Origin of the sequence: Streptomyces sp. NPDC094448, from assembly GCF_044763775.1 — a bacterium.
Taxonomy (GTDB): domain Bacteria; phylum Actinomycetota; class Actinomycetes; order Streptomycetales; family Streptomycetaceae; genus Streptomyces.
In genome coordinates this window covers 538,868-558,990 of the sequence record NZ_JBIWGU010000002.1, presented here as the reverse complement: position 1 = coordinate 558,990, position 20,123 = coordinate 538,868, and the positions used below count along the sequence as shown (strand labels likewise).

The following is a 20,123-nucleotide window of genomic DNA, read 5'->3' as shown; positions in this document are numbered from 1 at the left end:
AAGCGGAGTTGACCACATGGCGAGCATGACCGAGAGCGAACTGGGCCGTGTGCTGCTCACGCACCGCGGCGTCCAGTGGATCATCGGGACCAAGGACGACCCCTACGCGCTGCTGCTGCGGGCCGCCTCCGACGACCCCCACCGGCTCGGCGACCTGATCCGCGAACGGGGCCCGCTGTACTGGAGCAGCGCCGAAGCCTGGGTGACGGCCCGGCACGAGGTGGCGGCCGCCGCACTCGCCGACCCCCGGCTGAGCTTCCGGCACCCCGACGCGGACGCGCCGGCCGCGGACGACGACGCCGGTGAGCAGCGGGAGCCCATGCCCTGGGAGGTGCCCGCCCTGCGCGAGATCCTGCCGTTCGGCGAGCTGTTCCTGACCGCGGGCCGCGCCGACTGCAAACGCGTACGCGAACTGCTGGAACCGCTGCTCGGCGCGGAGGCGCTGGAGCGGTGGCGGCCCGCGGCCGAGCAGGCGCTGCGCGCCGCCCTCGCCGCCGCGGGCACCGAGTTCGACCTGCGGTCCGATATCGCGGACGGGTTCGCCGCCGGGCTGGTACGGGAGATCCTCGGCGTACCGGAGGAGGATCACGACCGTTTCGCCGCGCTGGTCCGCGGCGGGGCGGGCGCCCTGGACGCCATGGTGTGCTCCCCGCATCTGCGCACGGCACACGAGCTGATCACCTCGGTCGACGGCATGGGAGCCCTGCTCGGCGATCTGATCGCCCGGCGGCGCGAGCAGCCCGGGGACGATCCGGTGAGCGCCCTGCTCGCGGCGGCGCCCGAGCACGAAGTGCGCTCGGTGTGCACACTGGTGGCCCTCGTCGGCTCCGAGCTGGCGGCGAACGTGCTCTGCGCCGCGGTGGCCGCCCTCCTCGACCACCCCGAGGTGTGGCGGAGCCTGTGCGAGAATCCCGGCCTCGCGCCCGCGGTGGTCGAGGAGACCCTGCGGTACGCCCCTCCCGTCCGGCTCGTACCGCTGTACGCGCACGAGGATCTGGAACTGGCCGGAACCGCCGTCCCGGCGGGCAGCCAGGTCGTGGTGGCGCTGGAGGCGGCCCTACGGGACACCGCGGTCGGTACCGAACCCGCCGTCTTCGATCCCGCGGCGGAGCGCAGCGGGCGGCAGCCGGACCTCCCGGTGTTGCCCGTGTTCTCGGGGGAGCTGCCCGTAACGCTGCTCGCCCCGCTGGTACGGCTCCTGGCCGAGTCCGGGCTCCGCGCCCTGTCCGCCGAGGCGCCCGGGGTGCGGCGCACCGGACCCGTACTGCGGCGGCTGAGGTCCGCGGTCACCGGAGCCGTACTGGAGCTTCCCTTGACGCGCTGACCCCCGTCCCGGACGGTACGTCACCAACCCTGCTTGTCATGTGACTTGTACCGCTTGTAGTAGAGGTACTATCGTTGATTCAACTGGTCTGATCGAAAGGTAGACGGCCTATGGCTGGGACAAACGATCTGCACGAGTTGAGTCGCACCGGGGGATTACCCGGCGGCTCGCCGGGCGAGCGGGTGATCGACATCAGCGGACTGCGGATGCGGTACGGGTCCAAGGACGTGCTGAAAGGAGTCGACTTCAGCGTCCGCCGGGGTGAGGTCGTCGCACTGCTCGGGCCGAACGGAGCCGGGAAGACCACCACCATCGAGATCATGGAAGGGTTCCGCGCCCGGTCGGCCGGTGAGGTCAGCGTGCTCGGCGTGGACCCCAGCAAGGGCGACGAACGCTGGCGCGCCCGGCTCGGCATCGTGCTCCAGTCCTGGCGCGACCACGGGAAGTGGCAGGTCCGGGAGTTGCTGGCGCAGCTCGGCGATTTCTACCGGCCCTACTCCACCGCCGACCGGCCCCGCCCGAGGAATGTGGACGAACTGCTTGCGATGGTGAGCCTGGAGGAGCAGGCGGACCAGAAGATCGCGAGTCTCTCCGGTGGGCAGCGCCGCCGCCTCGATGTCGCGATCGGCATCGTCGGCCGTCCGGAACTGCTCTTCCTGGACGAGCCCACGGTGGGGTTCGACCCCAAGGCCCGCCGTGACTTCCACGATGTGGTGCACCGGCTCTCCGATCTGGAGGACACCACGATCGTGCTCACGACGCACGACCTCGACGAGGCCGAGAAGCTCTCCGGCCGCATTCTGATCCTGGCCGGCGGGCAGATCGTCGCCGACGGCAGCGCGGACCAGCTCGCCCGGCAGGCCTCGGGCAAGGCCGAGGTGCGCTGGGCCGTGGACGGCGAACACTTCGTCCACGCCACCCCCGACGCCAGCACCTTCGTCCACGAGCTGTTCAAACAGCACGGGGACCGGGTGCGCGATCTGGAGGTCCGCCGCGCCAGCCTGGAGGACACGTACATGACCATGGTCCGGCAGTACGAAGCGGGCCGGTCCGAAGAGGCGATCGCCGCATTCCGGGAGGCCGGCCAGTGAGTCTCACCGTGTACGCCGTACGGCTGGGCCTGCGCCGCGGCTGGACCGAATTCCGGCAGTCGGTGACCAGCCCCGGCGATATCGCCTACTACCTGTTCCTCGGAGGCGTCTTCCTCGGTGTGCTGTTCTTCATGCGGAACAAGACCGTGGACGGTACCGACCTCTCGCTGGCGACGCTCTCCATGCCGAGCATGATCGGCGGGCTGCTGGCCTTCCAGGCCCTGGGCGGTGCCGCGTTCGCGCTGGCGGCCGAACGGGAGGACGGCACACTGCTGCGGGCCAGGACCGTACCGCAGGGACTCATCGGCTATATCGCGGGCCGGGTGCTGGGGATCGCACTGAGCACCCTGCTCACCCTGCTGATCATCCTGATCCCCAGCGTGTTCCTCTTCGACGATCTGGTGACCGACGACCTCGGCAACTGGCTGAACCTGCTCTGGGTGCTGGGCCTCGGTCTCCTCGCCACCCTGCCGATCGGCCTGATCGTCGGGGCGATGGTGAAGAATCCGCGCGGCGCCAACACCTGGGGTATCTTCCCGACGATGGGCCTGCTGGCGATCTCGGGTATTTTCTACCCGATCACCTCGCTGGTCGGCTGGCTCCAGGGTGTTTCGCAGCTCTTCCCCGTGTACTGGGTCGGACTGGGCACCCGGGCCGCGCTGCTGCCGGAGTCGGCGGTCGCCGTCGAGCTGGGCGACTCCTGGCGCAGGCCCATGACCGCGGTCGTACTGCTCGTCTGGGCCGTCGTCGCCTTGCTGATCGCGCCGAAGATCCTCAGTCGTACGGCGCGCGGCGAGACGGGATCGAAGGTCGAGGCACGGCAACAGGAGGCATTGAAGCGCGTTGGGTGACAGGGCATCCGGCAGGAAGACCAGTACGGCGCGGAGTGGCGACGCGCCGGAGCCGCCGACCGGGACGCCGGACACCCGGTCCGGTGGCGGCAAGCCCGCCGCGGGCTGGCGGGCGGCCGGCGAGCAGGGGCGTGCCCGGGGCGGCGGCGGGACGGAGACGGTGCACAACCGTATCGCCGTGCTGCGGGTGGAGCGCGCCATCACCCGCAGGCAGCTCGCCGAGGCCCTCGGGGTGCACTACCAGACGGTGGGCTATCTGGAGCGCGGCGAGTACAGCCCCAGCCTGTTCCTCGCCCTGCGGATCGCGGAGTACTTCGAGGTCCCGGTCGAGGTCATCTTCTCGACCGCCCCGTTCCCCCGGATAGGGAGCACCACGCCCTCCGGATAGGGAGCACCGCGCCCCCCGGTGAACGTGCCGCGGCGGTGCCGACGCCGAGGCCGGCACCGCCGCGGCACCTTCATCCGGCGCCCCCCGCCCGGTGTTCGGCAGTGAGCCGCTCCAGCACCGGGACGATATCGGCGGGCGCCGGGGTGCCGACGACCTCCCGGCGCAGCCGCTCCGCGCCCGCGCGGAAGGACGGTTCCTCCAGCACCCTCAGCAGCGCGGCCCGCAGCCCTTCCGGTGTCAGCCCCTCCGGATCGATGCAGAGCCCCGCGCCCGCGTCCCGTACCCGCTCCGCCTTGGGCACGTTGCACCACATCTTGGACGGCACCATCACCTGCGGGACACCGTGCGCCAGGGCCGTCATCAGGGTCCCCGAACCGCCGTGGTGGACGATCGCCGCACTGGTGGGCAGCAGGGCGTCCAGCGGGGCGAAGTCGACGACCCGCACATTGTCCGGCACGCGCCGGCCCGGTTCGAGCTGATCCGCGGTGAAGGTGGCGACCACCTCCACGTCGAGTTCCGCCACGGCGGCCAGCAGATCGCCCACGGACGTCCGGTCCGCCCCGACCACCTCGCGGAACGACCTGCCGAGGGTCAGACAGACCCGGGGCCTGCGCGGGGGCTCCCGCAGCCAGCCGGGGACCGTCGCCTCCCCGTTGTACGGCACATAGCGCACCGGTACGGACGGCAGGTCCACGGGCAGTTGCAGCGACGGCGGGACGGGGTCGATGGTCCACTGGCCCACGACCAGATCCTCGGTGAACTCCCGGCCGTGCCGCCGCAGGATCCGGCTCATCCACTCCTCCAGCGGATCCTCCCGCAGCGCGGGCGGCAGCCCGGCCAGTCCGCCGAGGTAGTGCCGGCGCATCAGCCCGACCAGGTCCAGGCCGAACATCAGCCGGGCATGGGCCGCGCCGCTGATCCGCGCCGCGAGCGCGCCGGGGTAGTACATGGTGTCCCACACCACCAGATCCGGCCGCCAGGCACGGGCGAAGTCGATCAGCTCCTCCGTGGTGTCGTCCGGCAGGGTGTTCTGGTAGACGAACGAGGTCCACGCGGTGAGCACGCCGTGGACATAGGAGTAGGTCAGTTTCTCCGGCCGGGTCTCGCTGATGTCGAGGACGTCCAGCCAGGCTTCGTCACGGATCTCGTCGGGTTCGTCGGTGTACTCCGGGTTCATCGTGGCCGGAACGTCCAGGACCTCGCCGACGGTGACCGCGGTCAGACCGGCGTTGTTGATGTCCTCGACGACGTCCGGCCGGGTGGCGACACGGACCTCGTGTCCCGCGGCCCGCATCGCCCACGCCAGCGGTACCTGGGTGTGGACGTGGGTGCTCGCCGGGAACGGCGTGAACAGCACTCGCATGGGACCTCACCCTGCCCGTGCGCCGTCGCGCCGCGCTCGAAGAATCCCGCAGCCTCGGACGAGCCCCCGCCACGGGTCCTCCAGCGGACTTCTAAGCCCACCGGTGAGTCTCGGCCTTCGGGTACCGGCCGGACGGGTGCCGGACCGAAGCGGGGAGGACGGCAATGGCGGAAGCCGGTACGGAGGTCGATGTCCTGGTTGTGGGTGCGGGCCTGGGCGGACTCTCGACGACGATGTTCCTCGCCCGGCTCGGGGTGCGGGTCCTGATGGCCGAGAAGCATCCGACGACGTCGATCCACCCCAGGGCCATCGGCCAGAATCCGCGCACCATGGAGCTGCTGCGGCTCGCCGGGATCGCCGAGCAGGTGCAGGAGGTCACCGACCACCGCGGCGCCAAGGGCCATTTCACGACCCGGGTCGCCGAGACCGTACGCGGCGAGGTGCTGGGCTCCTTCGAGGAGGGCTTCGAGCATCTGGTCGCCAGTACCGCGCCCTGTTCCCCGATGCCGTGGGCACTGGCCTGGCAGGACCAGCTGGAGCCGCTGATGCGGGACCGGGCGCTGAAGGACGGCGCCCAGGTCCGGTTCGGCACCGCGCTCATCGGCTGGGAACAGGACGAGCACGGTGTCACGGCGGTGCTGAGCGACCGGGAGAGCGGCGCGGAGACCACCGTACGGGCGCGGTATCTCGTCGCCGCCGACGGCGACCGCAGCCCCATCAGGGAGGGCCTCGGCATCGCCCGCCACGGCCATGGCTCCCTCTCCCACGTCGTCGGCATGATCTTCGAGGCCGATCTGTCGGCGGTCCTGCCCGCCGACGCCTCCGGGCTGTACTACCTGCGCAACCCCCACTTCAGCGGGATCTTCATCGGCAGCGACCGCCCCGAACGGCATACCTTCCTGGTCGAGTACGACCCCGAACGCGGCGAATCCGCGGACGATTTCACCCACGACCGCTGCGTCGAACTGATCCGCATCGGCCTGGACGCGCCCGGCCTGGAACCCGAGGTGCTGGACATCCAGCGCTGGGACATGGCGGCCCGGATCGCCGAACGGTGGCGCTCCGGCCGGGTGTTCCTGGTGGGCGACTCCGCCAAGGTCGTGCCGCCCACCGGCGGACTCGGCGGCAACACCGCCATCGGCGACGGCTTCGACCTGGCCTGGAAGCTCTCCGAGGTGCTGTCCGGCCGGGCCGGACCGGGGCTGCTGGACAGCTACGAGCCGGAGCGCAGGCTCGTGGCCCAGCTCGTGATGGACGAGTCCATGCATCTGTACGCCTCCCGGCTGGCCCCCCATCTGAAAGACCGGATGGCGGGGCCCTCCGGCTATGCCGAGGTGGTACTCGGCTTCCGCTACCGCTCGGACGCCGTCGTCATCGACGACCAGGACACCCCCCGGGTCGAGTCCCCGGCCCGGCCCACCGGACGGCCCGGATTCCGGATGCCGCACGTCTGGGTACGGCGGGCGGGTGAACGCATCTCCACCGTGGACCTCTTCGGCTCCGGCTGGCTGCTGATCACCGGCGAGGACGGCGCCGGCTGGACCGGGTGGAGCCGCAGCGCGGCGAAGGAACTCGGCGTCCCCCTCACGGTCCACGGTCTGGCCGGCGATCTCGACGACCTCGACGGCGATCTGGCCGGGCGGTTCGGCATCGGCACCGCGGGCGCCAGCCTGATCCGCCCGGACGGCATCGTCGCCTGGCGCACCGCGACCCGCCCCGACGACCCCGCCGGGGCCCTCTACGAGGCCCTGGCCCGGGTGCTGTCCCGCTGACCACCACCCCGGCGGCCCGGCCCTCCCGGCCCCCCGCCCCGATATGCAGCAGTCCGTACCACCGCGACGAAGGAGAGTGAATCCGCCATGACGGCCAGCACCGGCCCGACCACGGCCGACGTCCTCACCGACGAGGCCCACCGCCACTACCGGGAGAACGGTTTCGTCCGGATTCCGCAAGTCCTCTCCCCGGCCGAGACGGAGCGGTTCAGGAAGGCCTCCGAGGAACTGATCGGCCGGCACGGCCCGGAGATCTGGGGCGCGGGCGCCGACGAGGTGCAGGTGCACTTCGTCGCCCAGGCGTGGCTCAAGCACGAGGCGCTCCGCGATCTCGCGCTGCACCCGGCGATCACCGGGATCGCCACCCGCCTCGCGGGCGCCCCCCTGCGTCTGTACAGCACCGACATCCTGCTCAAGCCGGGCCGGAAGGACCTGAACACGCTGCCCACCCTCGTGCACGACGACGAGGCCGGTCTGCCGCTCGACGGTCTGGACAGGACCCTCACCGCCTGGGTCGCGCTGGTCGACGTCACCGTCGAACAGGGCTGCCTCAGCTATGTGCCCGGTTCCCATCTGCGCGACGCGGAGCACCGGCAGACCCATATGACCAGCTTCGCGGAGTACCGGGCCATCGAGGACATCTGGCCCGACTACAGCAGCCGCCCCCGGGTCACCGTCCCGCTGAAGGCCGGTGACGTCGCCTTCCACCACTGCCGCACCGTGCATATGGCCGGGCCGAACCTGACCGACGTCCCCCGGATGGGCCACGGCATCGTCTACATGGACGCCGAAGCCACCTACCGGCCCGGGACCGAGGACGCCCATATCTCCCATATGACGCCCGGCGATCCCCTCAACAACGAGAAGTTCCCGCTCGTCTAGGCAGACCGCAAGGAGGTGAGCGCATGCAAGAGATACGCAACCCCACCCGGAGCCCCGTGGCGACCGGCGAACCGGGCAGACGACTGCAGCGGGCGCACGGGGAGGTGTGGCTGCACCATATGAAGGGCGATCCGTACGCCGATGTGCTCCGCGGCCACGCCGAGGACCCGCACCCGGCCTACGAACGGATCCGCGCCCTCGGCCCGCTGTGGCGGAGCGCCACGGGTACCTGGGTGACGGCGGACCACGCACTCGCCACCCGGCTGCTGGGCGAGGCGTGGCCGCACGGACCGGTGGCCGGTGGGACCGGCCGGACACCGGTGGACGGTACGGGACTGGACGGCGACCCCGCCCACTACGAGCGGCTGCACCGGTCGGCGGCGGCCGCTTTCACCCCCGCCGAGGTCACCGCCGTGTGCGAACGGGCCGTCGACGGCCTGGCCGGGGACTTCGACCTCGTCACCGGTCTCGCGGCACGCGTCCCCGTGGACCTGCTGGCCGGGACCCTCGGGCTGCCCGCGGCGCACCGCCCGGAGTTCGCCGAGGCCTGCGCCGCCGCCGGTACCGTCCTCGACGGTCTGCTGTGCGCGCAGCGGCTGGAGACCGCCCGGCGCACCCTGACCGCCGTCGGCCGGCTGCGGACGCTCCTCGCGGCGGCACCCCGCCAACCGGACGGCACCGGGCTGGGGGAGACGGCGCTGCCGCTGGCCACCGCGGGGGTACGGACCGCGGCACGGCTCGTCGGAAGCTCCGTACTGGCGGTGGTGGACCACCCCGAGCAGTGGTCGCAGGTGGCCGACGACCCCGGACACGCGGCCCTGGTCGTGACCGAGACCCTGCGGTACGACTCCCCGGTGCAGCTCCATCCGGCGGTCGCCCGCGCCGGCGCGGAGTTCGCCGGAGCGCGGATCGCGGCGGGCGAGCAGGTGGTGGTGCTGATCGGGGCCGCGAACCGCGACCCCGGGGTCTTCACCGACCCCGGCCGGTTCGTCACCGGCCGGGCGGCCCCGGTGCTCGTTCCCGGCCTGTACCACCGGGTCACCCTGCCGTTCGCCCGCGCCCTGGCCGAAGCCGTCGTCCGTGCCCTGGTGGCCGCGGGCCCGCGGGTGCGCCGGGCCGGTCCGCCGCTGCGCAGCCGCCGCTCGCCGGTGACCCGGCACCTGCTCAGCTGCCCGCTGACCACCGGCTGACCGGTACCGACAGAGAGGAATCCGGCGATGCGAGTCCTGTTCACCTCCATCGAGGGCAATCACTTCCACCAGATGGTTCCGTTGGCCTGGGCCCTGCGCACCGCGGGCCACGAGGTGCAGGCGGCCTGCAACGCACAGCTCGTCGACACCGTCACCCACACCGGCCTGACCGCGGTGCCCGTCGAATCGCCGACCCTGTGGGAGCAGCTCGACGACTTCCAGAAGGAGGCGATCTCCCTCTTCAACGAGATCGGCACCAGCAAACAGGACCCCTCCCAGGCGACCTGGGAGGACCATCTCGCCTACGAGAACATGGTGGTCCCCGCGCTCTACCAGCCGCTCAACAACGACGCGCAGATCGACCAGCTCGTGGAGACGGCCCGCAGCTGGCAGCCGGACCTGGTGATCTGGGAGAGCTTCTCCATCGCCGGGGCGATCACCGCCACCGCGGTCGGCGCGGCCCACGCCCGTCTGGTGTCCGGCCCCGAGCTGGCCCTCCAGATGAGCACCCGCGGTCACTTCGTACGCCACCGCGACCGGCAGCCGGAGCCGCTGCGCGAGGATCCGACGGCCGAATGGATCGACTGGACCCTGGAACGCCTGGGCAGCGAGCGCCGGTTCGACGAGACGATGCTGACGGGCCAGTGGGTCGTCGACACCCGGCCCGGCAGCCTCCGCCAGGAGCTGGACCTGCCCACGGTGCCGATGCGCTACGTTCCGTACAACGGACGCTGTGTGGTGCCGAAGTGGCTCTACGAACCGGTGGCGCGCCGCCGGGTGTGCGTCACCCTCGGCACGTCCATCACCAGCGAGGAGTCCGAGCGGTTCCGGCTGGGCGACACCCTCGCCGCCCTCTTCCGCAGTCTGGCGGGACTGGACGTCGAGATCATCGCCGCCCTCGACCCGGCGCAGCGCGAGGCCCTGCCCGAACTGCCGGACAACATCCGCACCACCGACTTCGTCCCGCTGAACGAGCTGGCCCCGTCGTGCTCGGTGATCGTCCACCACGCCGGCTACCAGACGAAGGCGACCGCGGATCTGCACGGGGTGCCCCAGGTCGTCATCGTCGGCTACGAATGGGTCAGCGAGGACATGGGGGAGGAGTACGAGAAGTCGGGCACCACCCTGGCCGTCTCCGCCCGTGATCTGACCGCCGAGGTGCTGCGGGAGAAGATCCTCCGGCTGCTCGACGAGCCCTCGTACACCGAGCGGGCCGGGGAACTCCGCCGGGAGATCCGGGCCATGCCGACCCCCAACGACGTGGTGCCGGTCCTGGAGAAGCTGACCGCGGAGCACCGGCACAGCAGCTGACGTGCGCACCGGCGGGCCGCGGTGGACCAGTGCTCCTCGTGCGCTCTTCGAGACCGGTGCGGGAGCGTCGTCGGCATGTCGAATCAGTGGGATCTCCCGGACGAACTGCCCACCGACCTCCCCGTCGCCCGGTGCGAACTGCCCGACGGCCGTGTGGTGTCTGCGGTGCAGGAAGCCGAAGCACACACCCTCTGGGAGGAGATCAGCAGCGCCGAACCCTACCGACGGGCCGCCGAGGGCATCGGCGCCGGCGAGACCGTCATCGACGTCGGCGCGCATATCGGGCTGGCGTCTTTGCTCTTCGCCCGGCTCGCGCCCGAACGCCGTCTGATGGCCTTCGAGCCCGCGCCCAAGGCGTACGCCTGCCTGGAGGAGAACCTCGCCCGCCATCTGCCGGGGGCGAGCGCCCACCGGCAGGCGCTCGGAGCCGTACCCGGGAAGTCGGAGCTGATCTACCGGCCGTATGTCGCTTCGGCGTCGACCCTGTACGCCGATGCGGAGGACGACACCCGCAATCTCGAAGCACACCTCGACAACATCGACGCGGACGTACAGACCCGCGAGGTCGTGCGGCGGACCTTCGCCGTGACCCAGCGGATCCCGGTCGAGGTGACCACCCTGACCGCCGTCATGGCGGAGCACGGCGTGGACCGGGTGGGCCTGCTCAAGGTCGATGTGGAACGCGGTGAACTCGACGTCCTCGACGGTATCGACCCCGGTGTCTGGCCCCGGATCCGGCGGGTCCTGCTGGAGGTCCACGATATCGAGGGCAGGCTCGGCCGGGTCGTCTCACGACTGTCCGGTCTCGGCTTCCGGGCCACCGTGTCCCAGTGGGGGGTCTATGTCGGCGGAAGCGTCCATCTGGTGCTCGCGGAGCGTGGCTGACACGCCGGGAAGGGAGGGCCGGCCACCGGCCGGTCCTCCCTTCCGGGGCTCAGCGGAGTCCTGACGCCGGCTGGGCCGGAGCGGGTCCGGCCGTACGGCTGACGAGCGGCTCCCACCAACTGCGGTGGTCGCGGTACCACCGGACCGTCTCCGCGAAACCGCGCTCGAACGGGATCCGGGGTTCGAAGCCCAGCTCCGCCCTGATCAGCTCGGCGTTCAGGGCGTACCGGCGGTCGTGGCCCTTGCGGTCCGCGACATGATCCACCCGGTCCCAGCCGGCGCCGAACGCGTCCAGCACCATCCGGGTCAGGTCCCGGTTGGTCAGCTCCCGCCCGCCGGCGATGTTGTACGTGGCGCCCGCCCGGCCGGACTCCAGCACCAGCTGGACCGCCCGGCAGTGGTCGTCGACGTGCAGCCACTCCCGTACATGGAGCCCGTCGCCGTACAGCGGAACGTTCCTGCCGTCCATCAGGCGGGTGACGAAGAGCGGGACGACCTTCTCGGGGAACTGGTGGGGCCCGTAGTTGTTGGCGCAGCGGGTGACCGAGGTCCACAGGCCGTGGGTGCGGTGGAAGGACCGGACCAGCAGATCGCTCGCCGCCTTGGAGGCCGCGTAGGGCGAGTTGGGTTCCAGCGGGGACCGCTCGGAGAAGGCGCCCTCGTCGGTGGACCCGTACACCTCGTCCGTCGAGATGTGCACGAACCGGCCCACCCCGGTGCGGACGCAGCAGTCCAGCAGGGTGTGGGTGCCCGTGACATTGGTGGTGACGAAGGGGGCGGAGCCGGTGATGGAGCGGTCGACATGGGACTCCGCCGCGAAGTGGACCACGGCGTCATGGCCCGGCAGCAGGTCCATCAGCAGTTCGCGGTCGCAGATATCGCCCCGGACGAACGTCAGCCGCGGATGGGTGTCCGGCAGATTGGTCAGCGTGCCGGCGTAGGTGAGTTTGTCCAGGACGGTCACCCGCGCGTCCTCGTAGCCGCGGTAGCGGCCGGTGAGCAGGCTCCGTACATAGTGGGAACCGATGAATCCGGCGCCACCGGTGATCAGCAACCTCATGACGGACGGCCCTTCGTCGGGTACGGGCAGGGGAGGCCGGGCGGTCCTCCGCGGACGGCGTCGCGCACGGTGCCGCGGTGGCGTACCGGCAGGTCAACGGTCGACGACCGCGGTGACGTAGCGCACCGGCGTCTCGATGGACAAGGGACCGCCGTCCCGGCGCATACCGTCCAGCGCCTCGGTGAGCCGGATCCGCAGCCGCTCCCGGTCGTCGTCGGGGAGGTGCTCCCAGAGCAGGCGCATGCCCTGGGTGTGGGACCAGGCCACCCAGGCTTCGCCGGACGGTGCGACGAGGTCGACCGGCTCGTCGGCGATCTCCACCTCCCGGAATCCCGCGGACTCCAGGGCTTGGCGCAGGTCCGCCTCCTTCGCCAGCCAGCTGTTGAAGCGGCGCGAGAGCGCCTCGGGCCGCCACTGCGGAGGCAGGTTCTCCAGCAGCGACCGCGGGATCAGCTCGGTGAAGACCGGCGGGAGGAAGGGGAAGGTGTCGTCGTCGAACACCGGGCTGGTGAAGGCGATGCGCCCGCCGTCGGCGAGCAGGTCGGCATAGCGCGGCAGGGCGGCCCGGGCGTCGGGGAAGAAGATCAGGCTGTAACTGCCGGTGACGATGTCGAAGGAGCGGGCCGGCAGTTCGGGGTACTCCCCGTCCATCACCCGCAGTTCGACATTGCCGACGCCGTCGGCCGCCGCTTCCGCGCGGGCTTCCTCGATCATGGCCGGTGCGATGTCGATACCGAGAACACGGCCGGAACCGCCGACGAGGGACGCCGCGTGGAACAGGCACGCCCCCCGGCCGCAGCCGACGTCGAGGACCCGGTCCCCGGGTTTCGGGTCCGCCCGTTCGACCAGGCGTCTCCCCATGGGGGTGAAAAAGGTGACCCCCAGCCGGTCGTAGGATCCGGCGGCCCGGTCGAAGGCCGCCGCGACATGGGCCTTGTACGTTGTCTTGTCCACGTGCGCTCCCAGGAAATTCCGGCGGATGGCGAAAGGGTGGCGAGACGATTGCGTCTCCGTCGCCGCGTTGGCAACGGAATGGTGTGTACGGGCCACCATCGTCCGCCGGTGTCCTGCGAATGCGCTCGACACCGGATGGAGCGCCACTGGATGAAATCGGCCGGAGTTCCGGGCTCGCCCGACAGGTCCGGGAAGGCCCCCGTCCGGTTCTCCGGCGGGCCGGGACCCCGGTATGGCGCCGCCGCCGTCCAGCGGTCGTTGAGGCGGGTACGAGACGTCCGGACCATCATCGTCAGCAGCCCACGGGCCCGGTGGAGAACACCGAATCCTGGCATGCCGGACACGGGACCAGGTGCACACGGATCGCAGACCGACAACATACGGCTTTGAATCGGAGTCTGTTATGGCTTCCACCATGCAGTCGCGGGAACTGTCCGTCGAGGGTGCAATCGAATTCACCCCGCGGGTGTTCGATGACGAGCGTGGCATCTTTCTGTCGCCCTACCAGGAGTCGGCGTTCTCGGGTGCCACCGGGAACAAACTCTTCCGCGTTGCCCAGACCAATCACAGCCGGTCCCAGCGGGGTGTGGTCCGCGGACTGCACTACACGCTGACCCCGCCCGGCTGCGGCAAGTACGTGTACTGCGCGCGGGGAAAGACGCTCGATATCGCGGTGGACATCCGGGTGGGATCGCCGACCTTCGGCCGCTGGGATGCCGTGCTCCTGGACACCGAGGCGTTTCGCGCCGTGTACTTCCCGGTCGGCGTGGCCCACGGATTCGTCGCGCTGGAGGACGACACCGTGGTCTCCTATCTGCTCTCCGGGGAGTATGTGCCGGAGCACGAGCTGGCGCTGTCGATCCTCGACCCGGAGCTGGCCCTGCCCATCCCCGGTGATATCGAGCCGATCCTGTCCGAGCGCGATCTGGCCGCGCCCACGCTGGAGAAGGCGGCCTCGGACGGACTGCTGCCCGACTACGCGGAGTGTCTGGCGATCGACCGCGCGCTGCGGCCCGCCTGAGTCCATCGCGGACACGACAACGGGTGGCGGCGGCCCGCCGGGCTTCCGGTGGGCCGCCGCCACCCGTCCGGGTCCCGGGCTCAGCCGAGCCGCGGGAGCAGCAGGCTGTGCAGGCAGGCGACCAGGCTGCGGGCCTGGACGTTGAGGTAGTGGCTGTGCCGGAGGAGCGTGCTGAGCTGGTGCAGCGTCAGCCAGCGGTGGTCCCGGTCCTCCAGGGAGCCCGCGTCGCCGTCGGCCTCGACGACGAGGTAGCGGTTCAGGGCGTGGTGGAAACGGCCGCCCTCCTCGGACAGCAGACAGGAGAACCTGATCCGGTCCTCCCGGGCCGACAGGACGTCGTCGAGGAAGCGCGGCCTGGCCGTGCCGGGCAGTACCTCGTAGCTCTCCGGGACGCACTGGACGGTGGGGGAGAGTTCGACCCCGTCGACGTAGCCGGGTTCGGCGGCGGCCCGCATCAGGACGTGGAGCACACCGTCGATCTCCTTCACCAGCACGGCGATCAGACCGGTCCCGTGCGGCTCGACCATGGGCTGGGCCCAGCCGCCGACCTCGCGGGTGCCGGCCGAGACGTTGACCCCGATCACGGAGAAGAAGCGGCCGCTGGAGTGCGAGATCCGCTCCGGCGAACTGCGCCATTCACTCAGCTCGTTGAGCGGGACGGGGCCGGTGGTGAGGTCGCCCTGGGCGCGGTGCTCGGTGATCCAGCTCAGCAGTCCGTCCATCCGGTGCGCACCGCCCGGCTCCCCGGCGCACGAGCGGACCAGGGCGGCCCGGAAGCCGTCGCCGGGGTCCGGAACACCGCCGCTGACACCGTCACCGGCCAGCGGGAGGCAGGACAGTGCCGTACGGGTGTCCATGTTGACGATGTCCTCGGCCGCCAGCTGCCGGTGGATCTGGCCGAGTGTCATCCAGCGGAAGTCCTCCCCGACGGTGATGTCCCCGGTGACTTCGAGGACGATGTTCCGGTTCCGTTTGCGGTAGAACCAGGCGCCCTGTTCGGACTGGAGGACATCGGCCACGACCCGGTGCCGGGATCGGTCCCGGAAGTAGTCCAGATAGGGGACCGCACGCCCCTGGTGCAGCCGGAGGTAGTTGCTGCGGGTGGCCTGCACCGTGGGGGAGAGCTGGAGGTGGTTCCGGTTCCCCGGTTCGACCTTGGCCTGCATCAGGAAGTGCAGCACCCCGTCGAACTCCCGGGCCAGCAGACCGAGTATGCCGATCTCCGGCTGGTGGATGATCGGCTGCTGCCAGTGGGGCACCGGACCCGAGGGGAACCGGACGTCCAGTCCGCCGATGCTGAAGAAGCCGCCGCTGCGGTGCCGCAGGGTGCCCGTGCGCGGATCCCGGTCCCAGTCCCGCAGACCGTCCAGCCGCACCCGGTCGACCCGGAGACCCGACCGCTCGCGGGCGGCGGCGAACCAGGCGGCGAACGAGTCCGGCTGAGGGACCCGGCTCTCCTCGGTGAGGGCCGACCTCAGGAGCCGGGCCGGGAAGGCACGGGACGTGGGCGGGGACGGGGAAGGCGGGGCGGATCGGTACACCAGGGGCTCCTCGGTGCCGGGACGGACAGGGAGGCCCTCGGCGGTCCTCCGCGTCGGCGGTGTCGGGCAGGGCGGGACGTGCGGGCGACGCCGGGAGTTGTGGTGGAGGCGGCCGTCGACCGCGCGCACGGTTCGGTGCGCAGGGTTCAGTACAGTGCGGGCAGCCCGCAGGGACCTCGAATCTCCCTGAACCTCCCCGGACACGGTGGGACCGCCGGTCCGTTTCCCGGCGGTCCGCCGCCCCGTGGCGCAGCCGCTGCTGGGAGAGCCCTGGTGGCCGCTCGGCGGAATGCATGCGTCCAGATGGAATCCGGAGCCGGGTTCGACCGTTCTTCGAGGACCGGCTCCGATGGTTATGAGGATGGCGACCCCACGCGACGGTGTCCCCCTCGGGCACAGTCGCCGTCATAGGACAGCGGAGCGTGAAGCACATGGAAGGCAGTCGGCCGGCCCGGGGTGAGCGCACGGAGCGTGCAGTTCCCGCCATATCGAGCCGGGACCGCGGAGAGTCCGGGCGGGGACGCCGGCGCTCCGGTGCCGCCGCGGTCCGTGCCCCGGCACCGCCGGGCGGCAGCCCCGCGGTGAGCGGGGCGGACCGGCCGTCCGCGGTGCGGTCCGCCGGGGGAGGGATGTACGCCACCGGACCCCGGCGGCAGGGAAGGACGGTCCGGCCCGGATGCGCACTCGCGTTGCGGCCTCCGCCCTCCCGCCGCCCGGCGCCGCCCGTGCCCCCGTCCGCCCGCGGTTTCCGGCCGGTGTGTTCCCCCGGCGGCTATTTTCGCTGAAAGTAACCGGAAGATTTCCGTGTGCTGTCAATTGAAGATTGAAGCATGGTTCGGAATGCTTTGGTCCGCCGTCCGGACGAATATTATCTGGATGATCTCGTTCCGTTTTACGTGTCCGAATGAACCCGGATTGCCCAATGGTCGGGGGTTGTGGTTTGTGGCGCGAAGTGTGCGCCGGAAGGGTTGAATGAACCTTGTCCTGTCGCAGTGGAAAGGTTTAACTGGTACAAAGGAAGGGGAAATCTCTTGCAAAAATGCGACGTCACTGGCGGGGGACGTGAGATGGACTTCCGGATACTTGGACCGTTAGAAATACTCGATGGTCAGCGCAATGTGGTACCCACGGCACCCAAGCCGCGTCAAGTGATTGCCCTTCTGCTGATGCGGCGAAACACTCTGGTACGGACCTCCGAGCTTATTGACGAACTCTGGGAGAGCGCCCCTCCCGCGAGTGCGATGACCACCCTCCAGACGTATATCTACAAGCTCCGGAAAATCCTCACGGCACGCCATTCTGACGAGATTCTCCTCACCCGGCCCGGGGGGTACACCCTGGCCATTCCCGATTCCTGCACCGATCTCCACCGATTCGAAGTGGAAGCCGAAGAGGGCAGGCTGCTCCTGAAGAAGGGGGACGCGGCGGGAGCCGCCGAGGTCCTTCAGCGGTCGCTGGCGCTCTGGCGGGGTTCCGCACTGGTCGATGTCGTTCCGGGCGGCCTGCTGTCGTCCTATGTGACGCGGCTGGAGGAGCTGCGGGAGCGCACCCTGAACCTCAGAATCGAAGCCGATCTCCAGCTGGGGCGCCATCAGGAGCTGATCAGCGAACTGAAGTCCCTCGTGCTCAGCCGCCCCCTCCACGAGAACGTGCACGCCGCGCTGATGATCGCGCTCCACCGCTCCGGACGGCGCCACGAGGCGCTGGAGGTCTACCAGGTACTGCGGCGCAGCATGATCGACAATCTCGGTCTCGAACCGGGGCAGGAACTCCGGGCGCTCCACCAGGCGCTGCTGTCGGAGGCCACGGTCGGGGCGCCGTACGAACAGCGCCGGCCCGTCCTGGCCGAGCCCCTCCGGGCCGCCGCCGCCCGTTCCGCGCCCCGCGAGACGGCGCCGCCCGCCGTGCCCGCGCCACCCGGGCCCGCCGCCCCGAGCAGACCCGTCCCGGCGCAACTCCCCGCGGACCTGACCGACTTCACCGGACGCCGGTCCCTCATCGACCGGGCCCCGGCCGTCCTGGCCCGGGACGAGGAGTGCGAGAACCCCCGTACCGCCACCGCCGTCGTGGTCATCAGCGGTATGCCGGGAGTGGGGAAGACCGCCCTCGCGGTGCATATGTCCCACACCGTCCGGCCGTTCTTCGAGGACGGACAGCTCTACGCGGATCTGTGCGACTCCATGGGCACCGGCCGGGACCCCTCGGAAGTGCTGCACGGATTTCTGCGGGCCCTGGGGGTCGCCGAATGTGAAATCCCCCCCGATCTGGAGGAACGCTCCAAGCTCTTCCGGTCCACCACGGTCGGCCGGCGGCTGCTGATCCTGCTGGACGACGCGTCGTCACTGGCCGATATCCGCCCGCTGCTCCCCGGCGATCCGCACTGCGCCGTCGTCATCACCAACCGGCGGCGGCTGCACGGCCTGGGCGGCGCCTGGAACATCAACCTCGACGCCATGGACACGGCGGAGGGCAGCGAACTGCTCTCCCGCATCATCGGAGCCGCCCGGGTCAAGCGGGAGAGCCGTGCCGCCAAACAACTGGTCGCGACCGTCGGCGGTCTGCCCCTGGCGGTCCGGTGCATCGGCGGCCGGCTGAGCGGCAGCCCGGGGCTCACCCTGTCGAGCCTGGTCCTGCAACTGGCCTGTTCCGAGAAGCTGCTGGACGATCTGCGGCTGGGCGAACTGGATGTACGGTCCCGGTACGACTTCAGCTACGAGCGGCTCGGCCGGGTGGAGCGGAGCGTCTTCCGGCTGCTGAGCATCCTTCCGCCGGAGCAGTTCACCGCCGAGTCCGTCGTGGAACTCCTCGGCAGCGACAGCCGTACCGTGGAACGCCTGCTCCAGAGTTTCGTCGACAGCCACCTGATCGACATCGTCCGCTGGGAGAACGATTCCGCCCACTACGCCTTCCCCGAGCTGACCTGGGTGTACGCCCGCGAGCGGCTGCTGGACACCCTCTCCAGCGACGGGCTCTGGCGCGAGCGGGGACGAGCCCCGGTGGGGGAGCCCGTGGGTGTCAACCGCCCGGGAACGTAACGCTCCGGTCATCCGGCCCGGTCCTCCCGGCCGCTCCGGTCGCGTGCTTCGGCGGTGATCCGCCGGCGAACGGGCAGGACCCGATGCCGACACCGCCGGAGACCACCCCGCCGAAGTGCACCCCACCCGAGTCCACCACCCCGACGGCGATCATCCGATCCGGGTCACCGGGCTCGCTCCTCCACCACCAGCCGTACTCCCGGCCGCACTCCCCACTCCTCCATCGCCCCCGCCGCCGCCTCCAGCACATGGCGGGCCCGGGGCCGGGGCAGCGCGAGACGCCGGGGCGGCAGGGTGTGCCGGGCGATGACCCGGAACTCCGCGTCCAGATAGGCCACATCGACGGCGAACCGCATCCCCAGGGTGTGCACGGCATTGCACGGGGTCAGCAGCATCGCACCGGTGACGCCGTCCCGGCCGAGAAGTCCCCGGCGGCGCGTTCCGTACGAGGCGGCGATCTCCAGCGGGATCCCCGGACCGGCCCCGGGCCCGCCGTCCGCCGCCCGGCGGCCCGCGATGCGCAGGGTCCCCGGTCCGCACCGCAGCCGCCGCCGCTGCCACCACCACCGCCGTTGCCGTTCCCGCCGCACTCTTCCCATGACGGACGACCGTAGCGGCCGGGGACATACGGTCAACCGCCCGCTGCGGTCCGCTCCCGCGTCCTACCCTCTGAGCCGTGTACGTCACCCTGATCGCCGTAGCCGCCCTGTGGGGCGCGGGCAGCGGACTGCTGGTCCCCCGGGCCGTGTACCGGCTCGCCGTCGAACCGGACGAGGCGTGGCGGGCCGTCTGCCCGGCCGGGCACCCCTTCGCCGGCCCGGCGCGCGGCTGGGTCGGCGGGCCCGGCTGCGGATCCGGACCAGGCGCGGTGGAGTGCGGAACCGGGCGGGCGGCGGCCGTTCCCGCCGGGGCGGGCGCCGCCGTCTGCGCGGCGCTGGCCGCCGCCACCGGCCCCCGCCCCGAACTGGCCGTGTGGCTGCTGCTGGTGCCCTTCGCACTGGTGCTGGCGCTGGTGGACCTCCGAGTCCACCGGCTGCCCGACCAACTGACGCTGCCGCTCGCCGCCGTGGCCGCCGCGCTGCTCGGCGCCGCGGCGGCACTGCCGGGCGCGGCGGGCTCCTGGACCACTGCGGCACTCGGCGGGCTCGCGCTCGGCGCCGCCTACCTCGGCCTGTTCCTGCTCCACCCCGGCGGCCTCGGCTTCGGCGATGTGAAGCTCGCGCTCTGCCTCGGCACCGTCCTCGGCTGGTACGGCTGGCCGGCCCTGCTGACGGGTGCCTTCGCCGGATTCCTGTTCGGATCCGGGTACGGAGTGTGGCTGATGATCCGCGGGCGCGCCGGGCGCCGGGACGCGATCCCCTTCGGGCCGTTCATGATGGCGGGGGCGTTCACGGGCCTGGTCGCCGGGGCGATCTCCGCTCCCGCCTGAACGCCCGGCCCCGAACGCCCGGCTCC

At 71.2% G+C, this 20,123-nt stretch carries 17 protein-coding genes; 12 read left to right on the top strand and 5 right to left on the bottom strand.

Annotated features, from left to right (window positions below):
• Nucleotides 1–16 precede the first annotated feature (16 nt).
• From ACIQ9E_RS05850 to ACIQ9E_RS05835, 4 genes are all read left to right on the top strand, one after another.
• Nucleotides 17–1,324, top strand: a complete 1,308-nt coding sequence (locus tag ACIQ9E_RS05850) for a P450-derived glycosyltransferase activator (protein WP_403702485.1) — start codon at nt 17–19, stop codon at nt 1,322–1,324.
• A gap of 206 nt (nt 1,325–1,530) precedes the next feature.
• Nucleotides 1,531–2,415, top strand: coding sequence for an ABC transporter ATP-binding protein (locus ACIQ9E_RS05845; RefSeq protein WP_403702926.1), 885 nt, complete (start codon nt 1,531–1,533; stop codon nt 2,413–2,415).
• The gene (locus tag ACIQ9E_RS05840; RefSeq protein ID WP_403702482.1) at nt 2,412–3,266 is read left to right on the top strand and encodes an ABC transporter permease; all 855 of its coding nucleotides are present in this window, start codon (nt 2,412–2,414) and stop codon (nt 3,264–3,266) included. The genes ACIQ9E_RS05845 and ACIQ9E_RS05840 overlap by 4 nt, the downstream gene beginning before the upstream one ends.
• Nucleotides 3,259–3,654: a helix-turn-helix transcriptional regulator gene (locus ACIQ9E_RS05835; protein ID WP_403702479.1), complete on the top strand. Its 396-nt coding sequence runs from the start codon at nt 3,259–3,261 to the stop codon at nt 3,652–3,654. Before ACIQ9E_RS05840 ends, ACIQ9E_RS05835 begins: the two co-directional genes overlap by 8 nt.
• 70 nt (nt 3,655–3,724) lie before the next feature.
• On the opposite strand, the gene ACIQ9E_RS05830 is transcribed toward ACIQ9E_RS05835, so the two are convergent.
• On the bottom strand, nt 3,725–5,017 hold the full coding sequence (locus ACIQ9E_RS05830) for an activator-dependent family glycosyltransferase (RefSeq protein ID WP_403702478.1): 1,293 nt from the start codon (nt 5,015–5,017) through the stop codon (nt 3,725–3,727).
• Between the two features lie 164 nt (nt 5,018–5,181).
• On the opposite strand from ACIQ9E_RS05830, the gene rdmE reads away from it, so the two are divergent.
• The 5 genes from rdmE (at nt 5,182) to ACIQ9E_RS05805 (ending at nt 11,057) form a co-directional block, all read left to right on the top strand.
• On the top strand, nt 5,182–6,789 hold the full coding sequence (rdmE, locus tag ACIQ9E_RS05825; RefSeq protein ID WP_403702475.1) for an aklavinone 12-hydroxylase RdmE: 1,608 nt from the start codon (nt 5,182–5,184) through the stop codon (nt 6,787–6,789).
• 87 nt (nt 6,790–6,876) lie between these two features.
• Complete coding sequence (locus tag ACIQ9E_RS05820) at nt 6,877–7,671, top strand: phytanoyl-CoA dioxygenase family protein (RefSeq protein ID WP_403702472.1); 795 nt, start codon at nt 6,877–6,879, stop codon at nt 7,669–7,671.
• A gap of 23 nt (nt 7,672–7,694) precedes the next feature.
• The gene (locus tag ACIQ9E_RS05815) at nt 7,695–8,861 is read left to right on the top strand and encodes a P450-derived glycosyltransferase activator (protein WP_403702469.1); all 1,167 of its coding nucleotides are present in this window, start codon (nt 7,695–7,697) and stop codon (nt 8,859–8,861) included.
• A 27-nt stretch (nt 8,862–8,888) separates the two neighbouring features.
• Nucleotides 8,889–10,172, top strand: coding sequence for an activator-dependent family glycosyltransferase (locus tag ACIQ9E_RS05810; RefSeq protein ID WP_403702467.1), 1,284 nt, complete (start codon nt 8,889–8,891; stop codon nt 10,170–10,172).
• A gap of 75 nt (nt 10,173–10,247) precedes the next feature.
• The gene (locus ACIQ9E_RS05805) at nt 10,248–11,057 is read left to right on the top strand and encodes an FkbM family methyltransferase (RefSeq protein WP_403702464.1); all 810 of its coding nucleotides are present in this window, start codon (nt 10,248–10,250) and stop codon (nt 11,055–11,057) included.
• Between the two features lie 49 nt (nt 11,058–11,106).
• Here ACIQ9E_RS05805 and rfbB read toward each other — a convergent pair whose 3' ends face one another.
• Together rfbB and ACIQ9E_RS05795 are read right to left on the bottom strand one after the other, a co-directional pair.
• The gene (gene rfbB / locus ACIQ9E_RS05800; protein WP_403702461.1) at nt 11,107–12,117 is read right to left on the bottom strand and encodes a dTDP-glucose 4,6-dehydratase; all 1,011 of its coding nucleotides are present in this window, start codon (nt 12,115–12,117) and stop codon (nt 11,107–11,109) included.
• Nucleotides 12,118–12,210: 93 nt separating this feature from the next.
• Nucleotides 12,211–13,071 (bottom strand): class I SAM-dependent methyltransferase, encoded by an 861-nt coding sequence (locus ACIQ9E_RS05795; RefSeq protein WP_403702458.1) that lies wholly within the window; start codon nt 13,069–13,071, stop codon nt 12,211–12,213.
• Nucleotides 13,072–13,474: 403 nt separating this feature from the next.
• Between ACIQ9E_RS05795 and ACIQ9E_RS05790 the strand changes: the two genes are divergently transcribed.
• Nucleotides 13,475–14,092, top strand: coding sequence for a dTDP-4-dehydrorhamnose 3,5-epimerase family protein (locus ACIQ9E_RS05790; protein WP_403702456.1), 618 nt, complete (start codon nt 13,475–13,477; stop codon nt 14,090–14,092).
• A gap of 80 nt (nt 14,093–14,172) precedes the next feature.
• On the opposite strand, the gene ACIQ9E_RS05785 is transcribed toward ACIQ9E_RS05790, so the two are convergent.
• A complete protein-coding gene (locus ACIQ9E_RS05785) occupies nt 14,173–15,633 on the bottom strand; it encodes an NDP-hexose 2,3-dehydratase family protein (RefSeq protein ID WP_403702453.1) in 1,461 nt (486 codons plus the stop codon).
• A gap of 1,067 nt (nt 15,634–16,700) precedes the next feature.
• Here ACIQ9E_RS05785 and ACIQ9E_RS05780 point away from each other — a divergent pair.
• Nucleotides 16,701–18,668 (top strand): BTAD domain-containing putative transcriptional regulator, encoded by a 1,968-nt coding sequence (locus ACIQ9E_RS05780; protein WP_403702451.1) that lies wholly within the window; start codon nt 16,701–16,703, stop codon nt 18,666–18,668.
• A gap of 164 nt (nt 18,669–18,832) precedes the next feature.
• On the opposite strand, the gene ACIQ9E_RS05775 is transcribed toward ACIQ9E_RS05780, so the two are convergent.
• On the bottom strand, nt 18,833–19,267 hold the full coding sequence (locus tag ACIQ9E_RS05775; RefSeq protein ID WP_403702448.1) for a DUF192 domain-containing protein: 435 nt from the start codon (nt 19,265–19,267) through the stop codon (nt 18,833–18,835).
• Nucleotides 19,268–19,344: 77 nt separating this feature from the next.
• On the opposite strand from ACIQ9E_RS05775, the gene ACIQ9E_RS05770 reads away from it, so the two are divergent.
• Complete coding sequence (locus tag ACIQ9E_RS05770) at nt 19,345–20,097, top strand: prepilin peptidase (RefSeq protein WP_403702445.1); 753 nt, start codon at nt 19,345–19,347, stop codon at nt 20,095–20,097.
• Nucleotides 20,098–20,123 lie beyond the last annotated feature (26 nt).